The 18,786-nt window shown below is 69.1% G+C and carries 13 protein-coding genes and 6 pseudogenes; 7 read left to right on the top strand and 12 right to left on the bottom strand.

What is annotated here, in order from left to right; translation table 11 throughout:
- Window positions 1-21: 21 nt before the first annotated feature.
- The 3 genes and pseudogenes from PV343_RS03080 to PV343_RS03070 form a co-directional block, all read right to left on the bottom strand.
- Window positions 22-532: pseudogene (locus tag PV343_RS03080) on the bottom strand (IS5 family transposase); the annotation flags it as partial.
- 369 nt (window positions 533-901) lie between these two features.
- Complete coding sequence (locus PV343_RS03075; protein WP_319145201.1) at window positions 902-1,282, bottom strand: glycine cleavage system H protein; 381 nt, start codon at window positions 1,280-1,282, stop codon at window positions 902-904.
- A 1,085-nt stretch (window positions 1,283-2,367) separates the two neighbouring features.
- Window positions 2,368-2,622: a Type 1 glutamine amidotransferase-like domain-containing protein gene (locus PV343_RS03070; protein ID WP_319145200.1), complete on the bottom strand. Its 255-nt coding sequence runs from the start codon at window positions 2,620-2,622 to the stop codon at window positions 2,368-2,370.
- A 19-nt stretch (window positions 2,623-2,641) separates the two neighbouring features.
- On the opposite strand from PV343_RS03070, the gene PV343_RS03065 reads away from it, so the two are divergent.
- Window positions 2,642-3,070: an SCO4402 family protein gene (locus PV343_RS03065; protein ID WP_319145199.1), complete on the top strand. Its 429-nt coding sequence runs from the start codon at window positions 2,642-2,644 to the stop codon at window positions 3,068-3,070.
- Window positions 3,071-3,541: 471 nt separating this feature from the next.
- On the opposite strand, the gene PV343_RS03060 is transcribed toward PV343_RS03065, so the two are convergent.
- From PV343_RS03060 to PV343_RS03050, 3 genes are all read right to left on the bottom strand, one after another.
- Window positions 3,542-4,435 (bottom strand): hypothetical protein, encoded by an 894-nt coding sequence (locus PV343_RS03060; RefSeq protein ID WP_319145198.1) that lies wholly within the window; start codon window positions 4,433-4,435, stop codon window positions 3,542-3,544.
- Between the two features lie 322 nt (window positions 4,436-4,757).
- Window positions 4,758-5,195 carry a hypothetical protein gene (locus tag PV343_RS03055; protein ID WP_319145197.1) on the bottom strand — a complete coding sequence of 146 codons (438 nt, stop codon included), beginning with the start codon at window positions 5,193-5,195 and terminating at the stop codon, window positions 4,758-4,760.
- Window positions 5,196-5,287: 92 nt separating this feature from the next.
- Window positions 5,288-5,650: a PRC-barrel domain-containing protein gene (locus PV343_RS03050; RefSeq protein WP_388240832.1), complete on the bottom strand. Its 363-nt coding sequence runs from the start codon at window positions 5,648-5,650 to the stop codon at window positions 5,288-5,290.
- 91 nt (window positions 5,651-5,741) lie between these two features.
- On the opposite strand from PV343_RS03050, the pseudogene PV343_RS40255 reads away from it, so the two are divergent.
- Window positions 5,742-6,026, top strand: a pseudogene (locus tag PV343_RS40255) (ISKra4 family transposase); the annotation flags it as partial.
- 112 nt (window positions 6,027-6,138) lie between these two features.
- Here the strand turns inward: PV343_RS40255 and PV343_RS40250 are convergent.
- From PV343_RS40250 to PV343_RS03030, 3 genes and pseudogenes are all read right to left on the bottom strand, one after another.
- Window positions 6,139-6,357: pseudogene (locus PV343_RS40250) on the bottom strand (NAD(P)H-dependent oxidoreductase); the annotation flags it as partial.
- A gap of 124 nt (window positions 6,358-6,481) precedes the next feature.
- A pseudogene (locus PV343_RS03035) lies at window positions 6,482-6,580 on the bottom strand (carbohydrate ABC transporter permease); the annotation flags it as partial.
- A gap of 100 nt (window positions 6,581-6,680) precedes the next feature.
- Complete coding sequence (locus PV343_RS03030) at window positions 6,681-7,772, bottom strand: GH12 family glycosyl hydrolase domain-containing protein (protein ID WP_319145519.1); 1,092 nt, start codon at window positions 7,770-7,772, stop codon at window positions 6,681-6,683.
- A 319-nt stretch (window positions 7,773-8,091) separates the two neighbouring features.
- On the opposite strand from PV343_RS03030, the gene PV343_RS03025 reads away from it, so the two are divergent.
- The 4 genes and pseudogenes from PV343_RS03025 to PV343_RS03010 all read left to right on the top strand — a co-directional run bounded on the left by PV343_RS03025 (window position 8,092) and on the right by PV343_RS03010 (window position 13,824).
- Window positions 8,092-10,059: an acyl-CoA dehydrogenase gene (locus PV343_RS03025; protein WP_319145195.1), complete on the top strand. Its 1,968-nt coding sequence runs from the start codon at window positions 8,092-8,094 to the stop codon at window positions 10,057-10,059.
- A gap of 215 nt (window positions 10,060-10,274) precedes the next feature.
- Window positions 10,275-10,460: pseudogene (locus tag PV343_RS03020) on the top strand (2,3-diaminopropionate biosynthesis protein SbnB); the annotation flags it as partial.
- A gap of 161 nt (window positions 10,461-10,621) precedes the next feature.
- A complete protein-coding gene (locus PV343_RS03015; protein ID WP_319145194.1) occupies window positions 10,622-12,361 on the top strand; it encodes a serine/threonine-protein kinase in 1,740 nt (579 codons plus the stop codon).
- A gap of 317 nt (window positions 12,362-12,678) precedes the next feature.
- Complete coding sequence (locus PV343_RS03010; RefSeq protein ID WP_319145193.1) at window positions 12,679-13,824, top strand: DUF3103 family protein; 1,146 nt, start codon at window positions 12,679-12,681, stop codon at window positions 13,822-13,824.
- Between the two features lie 1,206 nt (window positions 13,825-15,030).
- Here PV343_RS03010 and PV343_RS03005 read toward each other — a convergent pair.
- Window positions 15,031-15,675 carry a GAP family protein gene (locus PV343_RS03005; RefSeq protein ID WP_319145192.1) on the bottom strand — a complete coding sequence of 215 codons (645 nt, stop codon included), beginning with the start codon at window positions 15,673-15,675 and terminating at the stop codon, window positions 15,031-15,033.
- 773 nt (window positions 15,676-16,448) lie between these two features.
- Between PV343_RS03005 and PV343_RS03000 the strand changes: the two genes are divergently transcribed.
- A complete protein-coding gene (locus PV343_RS03000) occupies window positions 16,449-17,027 on the top strand; it encodes a fasciclin domain-containing protein (protein ID WP_319145191.1) in 579 nt (192 codons plus the stop codon).
- Window positions 17,028-17,032: 5 nt separating this feature from the next.
- Here the strand turns inward: PV343_RS03000 and PV343_RS02995 are convergent.
- Together PV343_RS02995 and PV343_RS02990 are read right to left on the bottom strand one after the other, a co-directional pair.
- A pseudogene (locus PV343_RS02995) lies at window positions 17,033-17,370 on the bottom strand (hypothetical protein); the annotation flags it as partial.
- A gap of 84 nt (window positions 17,371-17,454) precedes the next feature.
- Window positions 17,455-18,726: a hypothetical protein gene (locus tag PV343_RS02990; RefSeq protein ID WP_319145190.1), complete on the bottom strand. Its 1,272-nt coding sequence runs from the start codon at window positions 18,724-18,726 to the stop codon at window positions 17,455-17,457.
- Window positions 18,727-18,786: the final 60 nt, after the last annotated feature.

The following is an 18,786-nucleotide window of genomic DNA, read 5'->3' as shown; positions in this document are numbered from 1 at the left end:
GCCTCGGGCCTTCCGCTTCTCCGGAAGCGCCGTCCCGCGGCCGCGGCGGAGCCGGTTGCGGATCTGGTCGGCCCGCTCGGGAATGGTGTGGCGATGCTCCGCTCACGCAGCCAGGTGCGGATCGCCTTGGAGCTGTAGCCCTTGTCACCGATGACGTGCTAGGGGCGAGTGCGGGGCCGGCCGGGACCGAGCCGGGGCACGTGGATGGCATGCATGACGGCGGTGAACTGGGTGCAGTCGTTGGTGTTGCCGCCGGTGATCGTGAAGCCGAGCGGGCGGCCCAGGCCGTCGCAGGCAAGGTGAATCTTGCTGGTCAGGCCGCCCCTCGACCGTCCGGTGCGGAGCCCCCTTTTCGGGCCCCGGCGGCATGCTGGTGGGCCCGCACAATGGTGGAGTCGACGGACACCATCCAGTCGACGGCCCCAGCCGCATCCGCCTTCGCCTGGGCGGCCCGCAACATCCGATCGAAGGTCCCGTCGGCCGCCCACCGGCGGAACCGTGTGTGCAGGGAACAGAGAGCACCGGGCCTCTCCGCTGAGGTTCACGGAAAGATCGCCGGGCGGGTTCCCTGGCTGGCTACGTCGGCGGGCGTAGGTCAGGGCGAGGCCGGTGCCACCGAGGGCCTCCGCGGCGTCCGGATCGTGCAGCGGGCGCAGCCCGAGGCCGGGGCCGCTGGCTCAGCCTGCCGGAGCAGGCCCGAAGGAAAGCGGGTCGGCGGATAGCGTCGCCCTGGGGACTTGGCGGAGTTGCTGGACGCCACGGGCCAGCTGGCGACTGGATGGAGCTGGAGGACGTCGCGGCGCTGCCGACGTCGACCGGCTCGCCGCGCTCGTGGACGGCCTCAACGGAGAGGACGCTGGCACCTGATGCGTCGGGCGGCGGGTGCTGTGCGGCAGGGTGGTCAGCCGACCAGTCTCTCGTATTCGGCGGCGGCGAGGAGGTTGAGGGTGGGGGCACCATCCATCGGCTTGATTCTGAACAGCCATCCTTGGTCGTAGGGGGAATGATTCACCCAGTCGGCATAAGCTTCGAGGCTTACGTTCGCCCCGATTACCTCACCGCTGAACGGGGAGTAGACCTCGTGGGTAGCCTCGGTCGACTCCACGACGCAGATGGTCTCCCCGACCCGGACGGTGCTGCCCTCCTCGGGCACCTTTACGTGCACGACGTCCGAGAGATCCTGCACGATGTAGTCAGTCAGGCCGACTGTCACGAACCCGCCCTCGTCGCGGACCCATGTGTGGTTCGCGGTGAACATGAGGCTGTCAGGAATATTCGACACGGCACGGCTCCTCTGCGGGACTCTGTGTGATCGACTATGACACTGTGTCACGGCCGCCGCACTTTGCCTCGCGACACGTGACGCCTCCTGGTGACGCAAACCGCTGGTCCGTCTGGCCACCGCGCCGTGCGGGCCGTGATGGAAGGCCGCGAAGCGCCCCGGGGATCTCTTACCTCCGGAGCGCTTCGCGTGAAGGCTTGGCCTACTAGCTGGGGATGAGCGGAAAACGGCCTGCGTGGGGATGAGCGAAAGAACGGCGAACGCGACCGTGTCGACGACCCCCTCAATCGATCGCAGGGCCGCCGCGAGTGGCACGCCGACCAACGGGAGAGACGGAGAGGAGAGATGGTGGGGGCTGCGTAGGCGGGGGTGGCGACGAGAAGGGCGCCAGCGGTCAGGGTGAGCGCCGTGACAGTGCGTCGGATGATCTTCATGCCGGTTCAGCGATCACCACAGGGCAAGGGAGACGGCTGACCGGGTTGTCCTTCCCGGCAAGACGATTCTCTCCTCCACATGTTGCATTCAATACAACATCGAGGCATCACGATGCCGCTTTCCGTGAAGACCCAGCTCAGCAGAGGCAGGGTTCCTCCTGGACATCGTCAGGAGCTGGCGGTTAGTCCGGTTCTCCCAACTTCGGCACTTGCATCGGATGCATCTCGGCTCGAATGCGGTTGAAGCGGGCGGGGTACCGACACCGGCCGCCTGCGTCGCGGGCGACGGCGACGCTGACTTCGACTGTTGGCGGCTGCCCCATCCCGCGCAGAACGTCCAGCCCGTCCAGGGGTGGCCGCTGACCGCCGGGGTGAGGAGAGCGGCCGTCGCCACGGCGGCGGTCCGGGCGAGAGTGTGGTGCGGCCCACGTAGTGCAGGCGGCCGCGGGTGTCGTAGCGGCCGAGCAGGAGGGTGCCCGGGGCGGTGAGTGGGCCGGTGACGGCGCCGACGATGGCCTCGGTCGTCTCCCGCGTCTTGTACTTCCGCCACCCCCGGACCGCGGGCCGGTAGGGGGCGTCGAGCCGCTTGAAGACGACGCCCTCGATCCGGAGCAGGGCACGGATGCCTGCTGAAGTGCTGTCCGTCCGCTGTCAGAAGGCCTTCCAGTGGCCTTCGGAGATCACTTCGACGGCGCCGTCGGCCACTTTGATGGCGGTCTGTTCGTCGATCGCGTAGGCCGGGCCCGCGATCTGGGCCGCCCAGCGCTCCGCTGCGGCCATGGTGTTGTCCGGACACTCCGGATGATCCAGGTGCGGGAAGATCGAGAAATCGACCACGCCCAGTGCGCTGTCGCCGCCAGCGGGCGGCTGGAAGCCCACGAAGTCCTCCCCGATGCGGGGGGTCATCACCAAGTAGGCTCGCAGCGTGACGGATCACGGCATTGAGTTCCCGGTATTCCGACTTCATGTTGTGCCAGCGGTTCTCGCCCTTGCGAGTCCCTCGTGGCAGCGCGATGTCTGGCTGTGCCCGGAGGAGTTCGAGAACCTGGACTACGTGGTCAATGTTCTGTTCGACGACTTCTGCAACGCAGACGATCCCGCGCCGTGGCTGGGTAAGAGCCTGCGGACGGAGGAGGAAGTCGCGCTGATGAAGGAGCTGGGTAAGGTCTATTCGGCCGTGCAGGAAGAAGTAGGTCGCGGTACCCCGGACGAGGTCTATCTTGACGCTCCAGCCTGGGGCACCGTGACCGCAGTGGCGGGCAGGTTGGCTCAGGTGATGGTCACTAATGACCTCCAGGCTGCGGCCCTCCTGCAGGAACAGCTCAGCCTTCCTTCCCCGCCAGAAGCCCGCTGAAGGGGCATCGGCGGCTGGGTGAGGATGCCGGTGCGGAGGAGCCCGGACGATGCCCAGACGTACATCTTGGCGGATGAAGCCGGCCAAGCTCCTGCCGAAACGATCCCGAGTTCCAGTAGCTGGCTGGGGATTCACGGAACTGCGGGCAATGCCGTTTTCAAGAATCGCCGCCAGGGCGGCGGGCGGCCTCGGCGAAGCCCGAGGTGCGAGCGATGTTGCGGGCCATCGTGCTCGCTGCGGCGAAGGGGATCACGAATGGGGCTATCGCTCGGCACCTGGGGGTGGGTTAAGACGGTTCGCAAGTGGCGTGGGCGGTTCGCGGCCCGGGGCATGGAGCGGCTGCTCGACGACCACCAGTCAGGACGGCCGAAGTCGTACGGGCCCGAGGTGCGGGTGGCGATCATAGCCTCTGCGGCCAGCGCCACCGCATCCGGACGAGTCCCGCTGTCTTGCCCCCACCGGCCGCCGGGGTCAGGGCTCGGAGTGCGGAAGTTGCCAGTCGAAGGGCATCAGATCCCGCTCCCAGGCGGGCGATCCGGCCAGTGCGTCGGCGGCCTCGGGTGAGCGCAGGAGACAGCGGTGGCGCAACAGTTCGCGCCGCTCGCCGGGCGTGAGGAGTCTCTCCTCGGGGCTGAGATTCTCCGGGTGGTCGGGGTGCAGGTCGGCACGGCCGTCGATCGGGCGGTCCCCCGCCACGTTGAGTCGATCGCCGGCCGGGGTCCGGTAGTCGAGGCGGAAGTCGGTGCGCCACTGGGAATTGCCGCCCCAGCCCTGGGACAGGTCGACCGTCGGCCGGTGGCGGCGCAGGAAGGTCCAGTACAGCGGTGAGCGGTCCGCGACGCCGCGCTGCGCGTACTCGATGCCGGCGCGGATCCGCACGCCGGCCCGGGTGAACAGCAGTTGGCCGAGCATCAGGCCGGGCCAGAGGAGCTCGGTGATCTCGATCGGCGCCTGCGGATCGTAGGCCTGTTCGACCTCGACGATTTCGTGGAGGAACGGGTCGAACGCGTCGCCGCCCTCGAACGGCGTCATACCGAGCGAGGTGAACACTGCCAGGTACTGGCGCTTCGAGGGCAAGGGCCGCAGGTCCGGGGAGCCGGGCTTGTCAGGGGGAGGCTGGAAGGTGAGCAGCAGCCGGTCGCTGACTCGGTGCAGGGCGTAGAGCTCCCACACAAGTTCCTGCCCGTCATGCTGCGTTCCCTTCCCGGTCCACCATGAGCTGTCTTCTGCCGCCCTGGCCAGCCAGGCGCGGTAGCTGCCCTGGGCCCGATCGAGCCAAGGCACGACGATCTTCTCGTACGGAGAGATCCCCTCGTGCCACCCCAGGGCCTCGTACAGTTCCCGTGCCTCCACCCCGTAAGACATGCCGGGAGCCTACGGGAGGTGCTGGTGGCGTCTGAGCACAGGCCCGTCCCGGATGACGGCTGCGGTCAGACAGTCCACGTCGTCTTCGCCCATAGGCAGATCGAGTGAGCTGCGCAAACGTCGAAGGGCCGCATCCCATGAACGTGACGTGCATCAGGTGCGGTTTTCAGGACGTGCTTGCGTTTACGGCAGGCTGGGGGCTGGGGTCGGATGCGCAGGAAGGTGCATTGCCGGGTGGTCGGGTTCAGCACTGCGACTTTCAGGGGGCTGCGGGCGGCGGCCTGAATGCGGGCGAGCCAGGTCCGGCTGGCTACCAGGATCGTCAGCTCTGCCGGCCACTGGGCGAGTGCTTCAGGATCGCGGACACCACACCGGCGAGCCGGAACTCCCGGCCGGGGTGGGGCCTGCTGTAGACGAGCAGTCCGTTGCCGTGCGCGGGGCTCCGGCCGCCGTACTCGACCGTCTTGCCGGAGACGGTGCGCACCAGTCGCGTGAAGGCGGGCCACACCTCGGCGTCCATCCCGGCGTGTTCGAGTAACACGGTCAATCGTTCCTGCTCGGCCCGCCGTTCCGGTGCTTGCAGCAGGGCCTCCTGCAGACGCCGTTCGGCGGCAGAGGCATGTGCGGTGGCAGACCGGCGGGCTTGCTCGGCTGCCTCGGCACGTGCGGCGGCGGACCGGCGGGCCTGTTCGGCGGCCCTGGCGCGCGCGGCGGCATCGGCATCCGCCTCCAGCCGGGCGCGGGCGGCCGCCAGGTCCACGCGCCGTGTGTCAGCAGATATGTATCCGCCGTGACGTCGCTGTTGAGGCGTAGCGGAGTCGTGGTCGACCGCCTTGTTGGGAATCGGCGGGATCAGTGGCCGGTGCCGCCGGCCCCGTAGTGGCCGCTGATCTGGTCGCGGTAGGCGGGGTCGCCCAGGTGCTTGTCCTTATCGAACTCCGGTGCGCGTTTGATCTGCTCTTTGGAGCGAGCGACAGTGATGGTGCTCGCATCGTGGTCGATGAGGGTGATCGTAGCGGCTGGGAGCAGGACCTCCTTGCCGAAGATCCACATTCCGGTGTCGACGACGATGTACTGCGATCCGACGTCGCTGGAGTGCTTGTCGACCTTGCCGATGTGTCCGTCCGTCGCTTCCACCGCATAGCCGGTCAGATCGGCGTCAGGAGTGTGGCCGGCTGTCGGCGCGTAGTTCCACATGTTCTCAGTCACGCTCATCCTCCACAGATGCGCTGGAGAGATGCCTGCGCATCTCGGTTTCCGTCTCGGGGGCTCCGAATGTCCGTGAAGCGGGCTTGTAAACGCCGTCAAGGCTGTCGACGCCTGCCACCGCTACCTGGCCGGCCACCTCGACCAACTCCGCTACGGCGCTGCCCTCGCAGCTGGCTGGCCGATCGCCACCGGCGCGGTCGAGGGTGCCTGCCGCCACCTGATCGCCGACCGCCTCGACATCACCGGCGCCCGTCGGCGGCTTCACGGAGCGGAAGCCGTACTGCGACTGCGTACCATCCTGGCCAAAGGAGACCTCGGCCTCTGCTGGCGCTACCACGCCGCCCGCGAACACGAACGCCCCTATCTCGCGCCCGACCAGAGACGTACGCAACCCGCCATCGCCCGCGCACCACCACACGGCCGCACCCTCCCGCTCCGAGCCGTAGACGCCGAGGTGATGCCGGGGGCATACCGGCCAGACCTGCCAGGTCCATGCTTCCGCCGGGCGCCGGTGGGAGCACCGTCATGCCCACAAGGGGCCCAGGTCGTCGATCGCTTCTCCGAGGCACTCGGCAGCCGTACGGCCCTGCTGGCGGCCCGTACTGCGGAAGCAGGTCCAGCAGCGACTTGAGCAGGCCGGTGCAGGCGGCCTTGTGGACCGGCGTGCCGATCACGACGCCGTCGGCTCGCGCGACCAGTTCGGTTACCTCGACATTCCCTTACGCCTCGGTAGGTCTGTGCGTCGGGTTGAGCCTTTCAGCGTCGGCAAGGCGGACACCGGCTCCCACCGGGAACCAGTCGTCCAGGGCCGCCGGGTGAACATCTCCTTGTAAGCGATCATTTGGTGGCCCCCTGGGCGAACCCGTTGTAGATGTAGCGCTGCAGGAACAGGAAGACGATCAGGGTCGGCAGGATGACCAGGACGGCGCCCGCGGAGGGATGTGGGAATGCCGCGGATGAACTGCCACACGACCCGCCCGGGAGGACGTCACCCGGGAGGGCGAGGACGAGAGGAGGAGCTGTCGCGCGAGGCGGGTCACGCGATGGCGCAGGCGGTCCCGTTGAGGCTGAAGGTCGCGGGCTTGGCGAAGGTGCCGCCGTACGTTCCCTGGAAGCCGAAGGTGACGTTCCCGCCGGCCGGGATCCGCGCGTTGTAGGAGACGCCGCTCGCCGTGACGGCCCCCGACGCCCCAGCGAGGGAGGCGTTCCAGGAACCGGTGATCTGCTGCCCGGCGGGCAGCGTGAACGCCAGCTTCCACGCGTCGAGCGGGGCGGAACCGGTGTTGGTGACGGTCACGTCCGCGGTGAAACCGCCCTGCCAGACGTTCGTGCCGTAGGACACGGTGCAGGCCGAGGACCCTCCGGAGCCCCCGGAACCGCCACCGGTGCCGGTGTTGATCGTGGAAAAAAACGAGGTCACCGCGAGGCCGGCGCCGTTCTGCCAGGGCTCGAACCCGGCCTGGACGCTGGTCAGGTACCAGTTGTTCTGCGCCAGCCCCCGCGAGACGGCCTGTCGGACGAAGTCCATGACGTCGAAGTTCCAACTGCCGATCGCGGAGGGGGCGACGAAGGACAGGACGTCGTTGGAGCCGTTGTTGCCGGACCACACCTGCCACTGGCGCCCGGCCACGGTGGCCGTGCCGACCTGCGTGCCGACGGGCTGGACGGGGCCGACCTTGTTCAGCCAGACCATGATCTCGGTCCGGTTGACCCCGTCGGTGCGGGGCGTGGGGTCGAGCCAGATGTCGTACGCGGCGTCGTACACCGCGTCGCTCACGTAGCTGTAGGAGATGCCGGTCGGCGCACTGGAGATGCTGCTGAGCTGGGCCGGAAGGGCGGTACCCGGGGAGCAGTTGGTGTAGTGGCAGCCGTTGTAGACGGACGGGTAGGACTTGGGGGCGCCGTTCGTCGGGACCGAGCCGTCGGCCTGGGTGATCCTGAACCCGGAGTCCGTGGCGGTGATGCACTGGGTCCGGCTCGTGCCCCAACGGTTGTTCTGGACGACGTAGCGGCCCTGGATCGTGGTCGACCCGAACTGTTCGCAGATCGAGGTGTCGGCGTGGGCCGCGGGGGCGGTGCCCAGCAGGGCGGCCAGGGTGGCGAGCGAGGCGAGCAGGGCGCCTAACAGGCCACACGCTCTGTGGGGGAGGGCGCAGGAGTGACGGGAAACGTTGGGAGCGCTCCCATGGCTTTCGTTTCGCAGGGACTGTAGGAGAGGGGCGTGGCCCTGACAAGGTGGTGAACGCGAATCCGTTGAACTTCTCTCGAACGCCCAGGTCGGACTGGCATCGCATGCCGTGGCCGCGCCAGACGGTGCCCCCCCCGGCCTCCGGCGGCAGCGTCCGTCAGCCGTTCGGAACCGCGCACCGGTCCCGCGCCCCGCGCCGACCACGCTTGGCGCCGGAGTCGCGTCGGTTGATAGTCGCGGCTCGGGGTAGCGAAGCGGCATGGCAACCGAGAACTGCTCCGTCTCCGCCGGCGGCCGGCTCCAGCCCGAGATCGACGTCCCGGCCCTCACCGCCGTCCTCGACGGCGAGTACGCCGGGATCCGGGACCTCGTCCGGACCAACCTGGTCACCCATGCCGCCGTCCTCGACGAGGCCGACGCGCTCGGCATCGACGCGTTCCGCGAGAGGGTCCGCGATGTCGTCGTCCAGTTGGCCTCGACCGGTCAGACCGGCATGGGCTTCCCCGGCGCATACGGCGGCGGCGACGACGTCGGCGCGTCGATCGCCGCCTTCGAGACCCTGGCATTCGGCGACCTCTCCGTCCTCGTGAAGGTCGGCGTCCAGTTCGGGCTCTTCGGCGGAGCCATCCTGCATCTCGGCACCGACTACCACCACAAGACCTACCTGCCCCGCCTGGTCACCGGAGAGCTGATGGGCTGCTTCGCCATGACCGAGGTGGGTCACGGTTCCAACGTCCAGGCGCTCGGCACCATCGCCCGCTACGACCCCGATAACCGGGAGTTCGTCCTCACCACTCCCGACGAGCAAGCTCGCAAGGACTACATAGGCAACGCCGCCCGCCACGCCGAACTCGCCGTCGTCTTCGCCCAGCTGGAGGTGGACGGCCGGACCGAGGGAGTCCATGCCTTCGTCGTTCCCCTACGCTCGGACGGCCGGGTCCTGCCCGGTGTCGCCATAGAGGACGACGGCCGGAAGATGGGCCTCAACGGCGTCGACAACGGACGCATCCGCTTCGATGGGGTACGCGTCCCCCGCGAGGCGCTCCTCGACCGCTTCGCCCAGGTCACCCCCGAAGGTCGCTATGAGAGCGCCATCGAGAACCCCGACCGACGCTTCTTCACCATGCTCGGCACCCTCGTGCAGGGCCGAGTCAGCGTTGCCGGAGCCGGAGTCAGCGTCGCCAAGGTCGCACTAGCGATCGCCACCAAGTATGCCGACCGGCGGCGCCAGTTCAAATCGTCCCGGGACACCGAGGAACAGGTACTCCTCGACTACGGCCTCCATCAGCGCCGGCTGCTCCCCCTCCTCGCCCGCACCTACGCGCTGCACTTCGCCCAGGACGTCGTACGAGCCCAGCTGCACGAGGTCTTCTCCAGCATCGAAAACGACCCGCAGGCACGGCGCCGCCTTGAGTCGCGAGCCGCCGGCATCAAGGCACTCGCCACCTGGCACGCCACCCGCGTCGTCCAGGAGTGCCGCGAGGCGTGCGGCGGCGCGGGCTACCTTGCCCGGAACCGCTTCGCCGCCCTCAAACGGGACAGCGACGTCTTCACCACCTTCGAGGGCGACAACCACGTGCTCCTCCAGCTCGTGGCCAAGGGCCTGCTCACCGACCACGCGACCGAGTTCGAGGACCTCGACCAGCTCGGTATGGTCCGCTACGTCACCGGCCTCGCCGTCGAGACCGTCATCGAGCGGACCTCGGCGCACAAACTCCTCGAACGTGTCCGCGACCTGCTGCCCGGAGGTGACGCATGGGACCGGGAAGCTGGACTCCTCGACTCGGAGTACCACCTCGCCATGGTCCGCTTCCGCGAGGAGCACATGCTCGCCGGCCTCGCCCGCCGCATGAAGCGCGGCATCCAGCAGGACGAGCCCGGCGCGGTCTTCTCGCAGATCCAGGACCACGTCATCGCCCTCGCCCGGGCCCACGTCGAACGGCTGGTCACTGAAGCCTTCGTCGACAAGGTGCGGGCTCTTCCCGAAGGCACAGAGAAGGATGCCCTGGGCCTGCTGTGCGACCTGTTCGCGCTCTCGACCATCGAAGCCGACCGCGCCTGGTTCATGGAACACGGCCGACTGACCGTCCAGCGGTCCAAGGCGATCAGCCGCGAGGTGAACGACCTCTGCCGCAAGGTGCGCCCCCGCGCCGTCGACCTCGTCGACGCCTGGGGCATCCCGGCTCCTGTCCTGCGAGCACCGGACCTGGTCGGCCCCGCCGACTGACGGCAGGGACGAGCAGCGCGGCGACGACAGCGGCTGCGGAGGCGGTGCGGACGAAACGCACAGGACGGAATCCTCTCGGAGATCACGATCGGGTCGTGATCTTCGTAGCGGCACCATGCCGCGCCACGCCCGGTGACCGGCTCCGGCTCTACCCGATCGGGCGGTGAGGCGGATGGTCGGCCGCGCTGTTCGTGACCAGGTACCGCGTCCCGACCGGCACGCTCGCCGACGTGACGGCGGGGTGGGTGACGCCGCCCGCGGACAGGCCGCTGGTGTTCTCGCCGCTCGGCCTGGGAGTGCTGGACCTCGCCGTCGGCAGGTTCGTCTACGACGAGACCGTCCGCGCGGGCCGACTCCACGTGGTCGAGGACTTCTTCCACGACCTGAGCCGGCACGGCTGACGATCCGTCCGATCCGGCGCAACTCCTCGCGACTGCGTTCGAACACCGCCGAGTCAGGGTGATTCGGCCCGGGTCTGTTGAAAGCGGAAACCCCGCAAGCGCTTGCTGACGTCATGATGTGATCGCCGCGTGGGGAGACGCGGCGGGCCTTGGGGGGTCACATGGAATCTTTGCGCGCGCTGGGGGCGGGGGATCCGGATCGGGTCGGTCCGTACCGCGTGGTGGGCCGGCTGGGTGCCGGCGGCATGGGACGGGTCTACCTGGCCCGCTCCAAGGGCGGCCGAGCCGTCGCCGTGAAGATCGTGCGGCCCGAACTCGCCGAGGATCGCGAGTTCCGGCAGCGGTTCGCCCGGGAGGTCGCCGCGGCCCGGAGGGTCAACGGCGTCTTCACGGCGGGCGTGGTGGACGCCGACCCGGACGCGGACCCGCCGTGGCTGGCCACCGCCTATGTGCCCGGCATCTCGCTGGACACCGCCGTCGCCCGGCATGGCGCCTGGCAGGCCGGCCCGGTGACCACGCTGGCCGCCGGGCTCGCCGAGGCGCTGGAGGCGATCCATGCCGCGGGGCTCGTGCACCGCGACCTCAAGCCGTCCAACGTGCTGCTCGCCGCCGACGGTCCGCGCGTCATCGACTTCGGCATCTCGACGGCGACCGAGGCGAGCGCGATCACCCGCACCGGGGTGGTGATCGGGACGCCTGGCTTCATGTCTCCGGAACAGCTCACGGGGGAGCCGGTCGGCCCGGCGAGCGACGTGTTCGCGCTGGGCGCGGTCCTCGCGTTCACCGCGTCGGGCTCCGGCCCCTTCGGCACGGGCTCGGCCCAGGGGCTGATGTACCGCATCGTCCACGGCGACCCCGATCTCGACGCGGTGCCCGGGCCGATCCGCGGTCTGGTCGGACGCTGTCTGGCCAAGCGGCCCGGCGACCGGCCGACCGTGGACGCGCTGCTGTCGGAACTGATCGACGCGGCGGGCGCGCCACGCACGGCGCTCCTGTTCACGAACGCGACGTGGCTCCCCCCGATGGTGGCTGCGGAGGTGCGCGGCGCCCGGGACGGCGGCCTCGAGGCGACGGTGCCCGAGACGCCGCCCGGGGGCGGCCGTGCGCAGGGTGGCACGCCGCCGGCCCCGGACCCCGCCGGAAGGAATCACCAGGCGCCCACCGTGACCGGGCCGGTGCCGCCGACCCCGCCGCCCGCCTACACGCCGACCGCGGTGCTGCCGACCCCCGTTCCGCGGCCGCCCGGGAAATCCTCCCGGGCGTCCACCGGCAGACGGCGAGCGGCCGTGATCGGCTCCGTTCTCGCCGGGGTGGTCGCGATCGGGCTCGTGGCGTGGCAGGCCGACGCCGTGCTCGGCGGCGGGTCCGGCTCCGGCTCGGGGGCCTCCTCGCCGGGGTCGTCGCCCTACGTCAGCCCGACGCCGCTGGACGGTCCCTCCTCGCCCGACGCCACGCCGACGCCGCTGGACAGCCCGTACACTCCGGCCGGCACGCCCGATGACACCCCGACCCCGCCCGCGAGCACCCCGCCCGAGGACAGCCCGTCCGCACCCGCCTCCGACGTGACCGACCTTTCCGGTCGGTGGAACGGGAGTTACGTCTGCAACCAGGGCATCACCGGGCTGGTGCTCACCATCGAGGACCACGGCGACGGCACCGTGGACGCCGTGTTCGCGTTCTACCCCGCGCCGTCCAACCCGCAGGTGCCGCGCGGCTCCTTCGCCATGGCGGGCACCCTCCAGGGCGGGGTGCTGACGCTGCGGGCCACACGGTGGATCGAGCAGCCGCCGAACTTCCTGGCCGTCAACCTCCAGGGCTCGTACGACACTCAGACACCGGATCACCTGGACGGCCGGGTCTACGGCCCCAACTGCACGACGTTCTCGGCGGACCGTTCCTGACCCGCCGGGCCGGTCCACCGGGGCGAGCCTGGTGGCCGGCAACACCCGTGGGCCGCCCGTGTCTACGCGCGCAACTTCCGTTGCGCATAGCAGGATTGACGAGCGGCTCGTGCGGCTGCTTCACTGACTCGGCAGTGGCTGAGCCACTCACCCACTGGCTGTTGTCCCCGAATCCCGCCGGGACTGATTTGTCATGAGCAGGGCAAACAGATCGGCGGCTCGCGGATCCGACCTCGATCACGTCGAGCGCCCGGACGCGGAACGAAATAGTGCGTCGGCGACATCTGACGCGGCGACACCGACCAACGGAGATCACGATGAGCAGAGCAAGCAGCAGACGCAGAGCACTGATCAGCGCGATCGTGTGCGCCGCCGTCGTAGGAACCGCCCAGCCCGCCGTCGCCTCCACGGTGGCCGACGGTGGCCGACGGCATCCGGCCGCCCCGCACTCCTCGGTCCACGGCGTCGAGAAGGCGGTCGCACGCTCTCTCGCCTCGTCGCTGGCACGGTCCGACTGGCGGGCGCGGGTACGGGCGGCCACGCTCGCCACCGAGGACGCCGATCTGCAGGCGCTGACTGACAAGGCCGGAAGCCTCGCGGGCAAGGCTCTGCCCGCGTCCGTGGCCGGTGCGAACCGCCGGGTCGCCGCGCTGAAGGGGCTGCCCGCCTCGACCGGTTCACTGCTTCGCGTGCGTCTCGGCGCGGCCTCCATGCGTGCCCGTCTGACCCCGGACGTGACCCCCTGGGTCGCGGTCGCCGCCTCCGACGAGCACGCGAAGACGATCACGGCGTACGACAGCCGGGGCCGCGGCCACACCGTGGACGCGACACACGTACCCACCTTCCCCTTGTACGTCTTGGAGATCGACGCGGCCGAGGCGCACAAGGCCGGACTCCGAGTGCTCCGCGACCAACTCGCCGACAACGGCGTCAGCACACCCGCGCCTCAGGGCACGCACGCCGCGGACACGGCGGGCTGGTGGGCCACCAAGGTCACCGCGGTCGAGGTGAACGACGACCAGGAACCCTGGTTCAAGGGCGCGGCCGAGATGTTCTCGCTGGTGACCGGCTTCGGACAGGACGGCAAGGCGCGCGTCGACTCGGTCGACATGCCCTACCTCGACTACGACGGGACGGTGTACTACCCCAACCAGATCCTGGTCAACTGGTCCAACTACAAGTACAACTTGGCCGACGTCGTCATGATGGAGGACGACGACGACACCAACTACAAGTCGCTCGCCCAGGCCCTCACCACGGCCCTGCTGACCGTCACCGACCAGGGCACCTACATCCCGCTGGTGAACGCGGTGCTGTCGGCGATGCCCGACTCCTGGTTCACCGACGACCCTGACTACGTGGAGTCGTGGTACACCCTGGCCAGGAACTCCACGGGACGTCTCAACGGAGCCGCCGGCAACGGCTGGATGACCGTCGAACCGTACTTCGTCGAGCAGTTCTGACCCTCGGGCCAGGGTTCACCCGAGGCCGGCGAGCGGGGCGGACGGCTGCCAGGCGACGAGCATGACGACGTCGACGGCGTCACGACGGGGCCAGTTAGCAGTAGCCGGCCCGTCGTGACTCCGAGGTCGTCCATGACGTAGGGCATGGGCCGCAGGGGCCGGTGGAGGCCGAGGAAGAAGTCGTCCCAGTGCACGAGGACGACACGGCGGGCCCCGGTCGTGACCACGACCTCGTCCCAGTAGGCACGCACGAACCCGGCCGGTCGCCTGCCCAGGTTGCCGACACCCAGATAGACGACGTCGGCGTCCACACCACGCAGCGCGCCGGGTCGGAAGTTGGCGCTGGCGTACCGGCCGTCGAGATGCCGCGTGGGCGGGCTCACCGGCACGCAAACCCCCAACGGTGCAATGCCGATCATAGCCCGGCCGCGTTCAGCAGCACCTCGGCATCGGCCCGCGCGCCCCCTCCCTCATGCCCAGGCGGGCAGTTGCGCCACGTCCAACACGCCCGCAGCACCTTCGCTTCCCTCCCGTAGCGGCTGGCGATGCGGCAGATCAGCGACGAGGTCCCCCCGGCACAGGAGCGGTCCGCGGGAGGCCAAGGACATAGGTCACTGGACCACGGTCTCGTGTCCGGTGATCCGGCCGGGCCGCATTGTCGCACCCCGCACTCAGAAGGGGATATGTGCGCGATATGTCCGCTCCACGGACGCCACCGGATGCAGTTCCTGACTCAACGCGCGGCGGGCGCGGGCCGACGTCGGCCGGTCCGCGATCGGGGGATGTCAGCCGCGTCGTGTGGCTGGGCGCGTCGCGGGTCGCTCCGGGAAGGCGGGCGAGGGTGCGGAATCAGCGGCAGGAGGCGGGAGCCTGACGATGGCTTGGGCGCGGCGGTATGACGGGGGAGGGGGCTTTGGGTCTTCCTATCGGGAGTGGCGGGTCGGGTCCCGGCTGTCGTGCCGTCGGGGGCGTGTCCCGGGGCGCCGCGCACTCCCGGGATGGGGCGGTGGGCGCGCTGACGCCCGGGTGGAGGCCGGGGCGCCGCGTCGCTGCGCGCCCCGACGCGTGCTGCGTGCGCCGCCGACTGGCTGTCTCGCGCTGTTGGCCTCTATGGCTACCTTCGTGAAAGGTCCCATGTGGACGGTGTGTTCCCGCCCGGCCTGATCGCTGCGGGCCGGTCGGGAGGAGGCGGACCGGGGCCACGCTTCAGGCAACGAGTGCGTAGATGCTGCTGCTCATCAGCCAGAGTCCGGCCAGCAGCGAGAGGGTGACGATCAGCTGGTCCTGGTGATGCTCGAGCCAAGTCCGCAGAGCGTTCAACCGAGTCTGGGCGGCGTGCCGCGCCCAGACGGTGTACAGCTCCATGACCAGAAGGCTGAGGGTGGCCAGTAGGCAGTAGCCGCTCAGGGCAAGCCAGTCGGAGAGGGAGGAGAGGTCAGCGTCGACGACCGTGGCGACGCCGGCACCCACCAGGGCCCAGGGCTGGAGCAACCAGGCGAGTGCGGCGGCGGTACCGAGCGAGGCGTTGTCGACGTGGGCTGTCCAGCTCGGCGGCCGGTACGGGCGGGGCGACTGCCGGAGCCGGTAGCCGCCGAACAGGACGAGACCGGCGCCGATGGCCAGCTTGGCGGCGAGGGCGGCGGTTGACGGCGTGCTGTGGTGGAGAGGAGGACTCCCGCCGGTCAGCAGCATGACACAGGCAACCACCACGACCAGGTCGGCCAGCCAGGACAGCAGAAAGACAAGGCCTTTACGCACACCGCGGCGCGACGCGAGCAGCAGGATGAAAGCACTATTGTGCAGCGGTCCGAGGCTGATGGCCGTGCCGATCACGACCAGGTCGACGACCATCGGCACAACCGCTCCCGGAGGTCAGACCCGCCCGGGATCCTGGACGGGTGTCTTGCACGGGCGTGCCTGAGGGCGGGGGCGTTGGTACCCGCATGGCGCCGTGTCCCGACTCTGCGGCTCATGGCCCGAAGAGGTCAAGCGAGCCACGCTGGCGCCCCCGAACCCGGGTTTCTGGCTCATGGACCGCATCACCGCAAGCGCCCGGGGTGGGCACCGCCCGCGTCGTGGTTGAGCCCGTAGACGAATGCCTGCTCACCGAGGGTATGGGCATATTCGCTGGGCCAGCCGTCCACGCGACCGGTCAGAATCGGCTTCACCGCCTGACCCAGCGCCGGCACGATCGATCGTGGACTGTGGGTGAAGCGCCGCGCGCCCGGCGGCCCGTGCCACCGTGACGGCTGCGCCGGCCACGTCCTCGGAGATCCGCCGCCGAGCGGGGCCCCGTGATGCTTCGGCCATATCGGCATCGCTTCGCTCGACATGGAGGGTCGCACTGGTCTCCGACGCCGCCGCGTGGGTCCGTCCTTGCGACCATCCTGCCCCGTCTTCCCGGTCGGTGCAGCCGGAGAGGGCGCGGGGCCAGGCGGGCTTTCACCTCATCCGTACTTCGAGATGCGATCCCCCGTAGCTCCCGGATACGCTCGCCGAGGGCCGGGTGGTAATCCAAGGAGAGCGGGGTGCAGCAGCCGCTCCCCACCCCGCCCAGCGGAAACGAAGACGTCTGCAGTCCGCACCTCTGCAGGGTTCGCCCCCTGGACGAGAGGAAGGTTGCGATGAGGTTGACCCGCACCCGTACAGCAAAGGCCGCCGCGGCAGTCGTGGTCGCCGTCCCGCTCGCACTGGGCGGTCTGGCGGCGCAGAGCCACGCGCAGGGGGCGTCTCCCAGTCCTTCGGGCACGTTCGGTCCAGGCTGTTCGTCGCTTTCTCAGAAGGCCAGCACTGCCAAGGACAAGGTTGTGGAGGCCGCGGCCGCGTATCCGCAGCTCAGCCAGTTGGTTGCGGCCACGGTCAGGGCGAAGCTGAGCAGCACTCTGGACGGAAAGCCCGATGTCACCATCTTCGCCCCCAACGACCAGGCCTTCCAGAAGGTGACCGTGTCGCAGCTTTCCTCGCTGCTGAGCAACGAGGGGCAGCTGAAGAAGGTGCTGACCTACCACGTCGTGGACAAAAAGATCACCCCGGACGAACTCTCCAATGGGTCCTTCACGACGCTGGAAGGCAGCAAGTTGACCACCTCCGGCTCGGGAACGAACTTCAAGGTGAACGGCAAGGCGACCATCGTCTGCGGCAACATCCAGGCCGCGAACGCCACCATCTACGTCGTCGACGCAGTCCTCCAGCCCCCGTCCTGACTCACGAGGGCGCACTGCAAGGCCAGAAGGCGGGCGGGAGGAGAGGTGAACCGGGGGAGTGCTGCGGCGAGATAGGTGAGCATCTCCCGCACGCGCACCTTCACCCGCTCGCCGGATCCGCCTCTGCCCGTGCAGGACGCGGGAGTCGGCGGGTTGGTCGACGCAAGCAGCGGGGGCGGGCCGAAGGATGTGGGGGGGGGCACCACCGCGGTGTTAGGGTCGCCGCCGCGCAGGCCGCGCAGGTGTCCGCAAGCCGCCACCTGCGACCGCTGCGATCGCGGGTAAGGGCGAGCAGCACGGTCCCCGAGCAGCCGCGGTGCCGCGCATGCCATGAGCAGCCGCGCTCCCCGGCTGGGTATGGGTGACTCGTACGCCTGGGATCGGATGAACAGCTCGCTGGCGTTGGTGATGTGGTTGGCGGGGTTGGTCAACGGCGGTTCTTGATGTCCCACAGGGTCTGTTCGATCGGGCCTGATCCGGCATCCACGATGCCGTACCGGCCCACGACCCTGCGTGGACTGGTCAGGCGATCTTCCTCTCCCAAGCGCGCGACGGTGTACGTCACGTCTGCGCCATGCGTGCCGAACCGCCAATAGACACTCAAGTAGCGGGGGTCCCGCGTGTGTTCGTCGAGCGCGTTGTTTTCATGCACCCTGCCTCGGTAGATTACGGAATCGATGTCTTTTTCCTTCGCCCAATGGGGAACCTTGCCGCCGTTCCACGAGTAGCTGAGACTTTCGAAGTGATCCAGACCTAGACGGTCCTTACGGCCGAAGCTCGCGGTGGCATAGAGGGCCAAATGGTCGTACGGCGTCTTGACGGGAAGTTGTACGACGGTCCGAGTGACAAGGCTGTCGCTCGCCTCGATCCAGTCTCCGGGATCCATCCACGGCTGCGCCATCACCAGTTCGCCGGGCTCGTGTACCTCCCTGCGCGTTAGCGGGCTCCTCTCCCGGAACTCACGCCGTTGCCCGGCGTCAGCGCGCCACTGCAGGCGGAGGCGGTCCTTCGTGGCAGGCGGCACCCGCACGCCCATGGCGTGGAATTCAGCGCCGACCACGTAGAAGCCCATCTCGCTGTGGTTCTCGAGTCTGATGTCAACCGGCACGGCGAACCTCTTGCGGTCCTGACTCAGCATGGCCTGTCCCACGCTCAACGTGATGAGAGGTCTGCCTCCACGTTGATACGGCTGGTACAGGTGCTGATAGCCGAAATTGGTCACCGCGAGGACCGAGGAGACGATAACTGCCGCGGCCACGCGCTTCGGAGCGGGGATGTCGACCCTTGTCCGCCACAGCAGGAACGCGGCCAACGCGGAGGCCACCGTGAGCAGGCCCCACAGAACCTGGTACGCCGTGGAGTCGCCGTCCCTGAAAACCTCCAGGGTGAGCATGGCGTTGGTCACGAATGCGGCGACCGCGCCGATCAGCGCGACCAGGCCGGAGTGCGGGAAGCAGCCCCGCAATGCGTAGTCCAATACGGCGAGGGCCCCCACGAAGGTGATGACCGAGGCGACGAACAGCACGGCACCGGTGATGCGTCCGGGGAAGTCCAGGGCGTGCATCAGGTCTTCGAGGCCGAACCATGCCAGGTATGCCGTCGTCACCAGGAGGACCAGCACGATGAAGGCCACGATCACCCACGGCCGCACCGTCGCCCAGAGACGCGAGTCGGCCCATGGTCTGAGGGGAAGCTTCACATGATCACCTCCTGAGGCGGGGTCGAGCACCATGGTTCTGGGTGATCCGTCGCATGACCC

The organism is Streptomyces sp. WI03-4A, from assembly GCF_033792105.1.
In the GTDB taxonomy this organism is placed as follows: domain Bacteria; phylum Actinomycetota; class Actinomycetes; order Streptomycetales; family Streptomycetaceae; genus Streptomyces; species Streptomyces collinus_A.
The sequence above is the reverse complement of the archived record's forward strand: the minus strand, read 5'-3'. Positions and strand labels throughout refer to the sequence as shown.

Coding starts and splice junctions, on each gene's coding strand:
- PV343_RS03050 (WP_388240832.1), bottom strand. CDS start 5,650: ATGAGCGTGACTGAGAACATGTGGAACTACGCGCCGACAGCCGGCCAC.
- PV343_RS03070 (WP_319145200.1), bottom strand. CDS start 2,622: ATGACCCCCCGCATCGGGGAGGACTTCGTGGGCTTCCAGCCGCCCGCT.
- PV343_RS03060 (WP_319145198.1), bottom strand. CDS start 4,435: ATGTCTTACGGGGTGGAGGCACGGGAACTGTACGAGGCCCTGGGGTGG.
- PV343_RS03025 (WP_319145195.1), top strand. CDS start 8,092: ATGGCAACCGAGAACTGCTCCGTCTCCGCCGGCGGCCGGCTCCAGCCC.
- PV343_RS03015 (WP_319145194.1), top strand. CDS start 10,622: ATGGAATCTTTGCGCGCGCTGGGGGCGGGGGATCCGGATCGGGTCGGT.
- PV343_RS03010 (WP_319145193.1), top strand. CDS start 12,679: ATGAGCAGAGCAAGCAGCAGACGCAGAGCACTGATCAGCGCGATCGTG.
- PV343_RS03005 (WP_319145192.1), bottom strand. CDS start 15,675: ATGGTCGTCGACCTGGTCGTGATCGGCACGGCCATCAGCCTCGGACCG.
- PV343_RS03000 (WP_319145191.1), top strand. CDS start 16,449: ATGAGGTTGACCCGCACCCGTACAGCAAAGGCCGCCGCGGCAGTCGTG.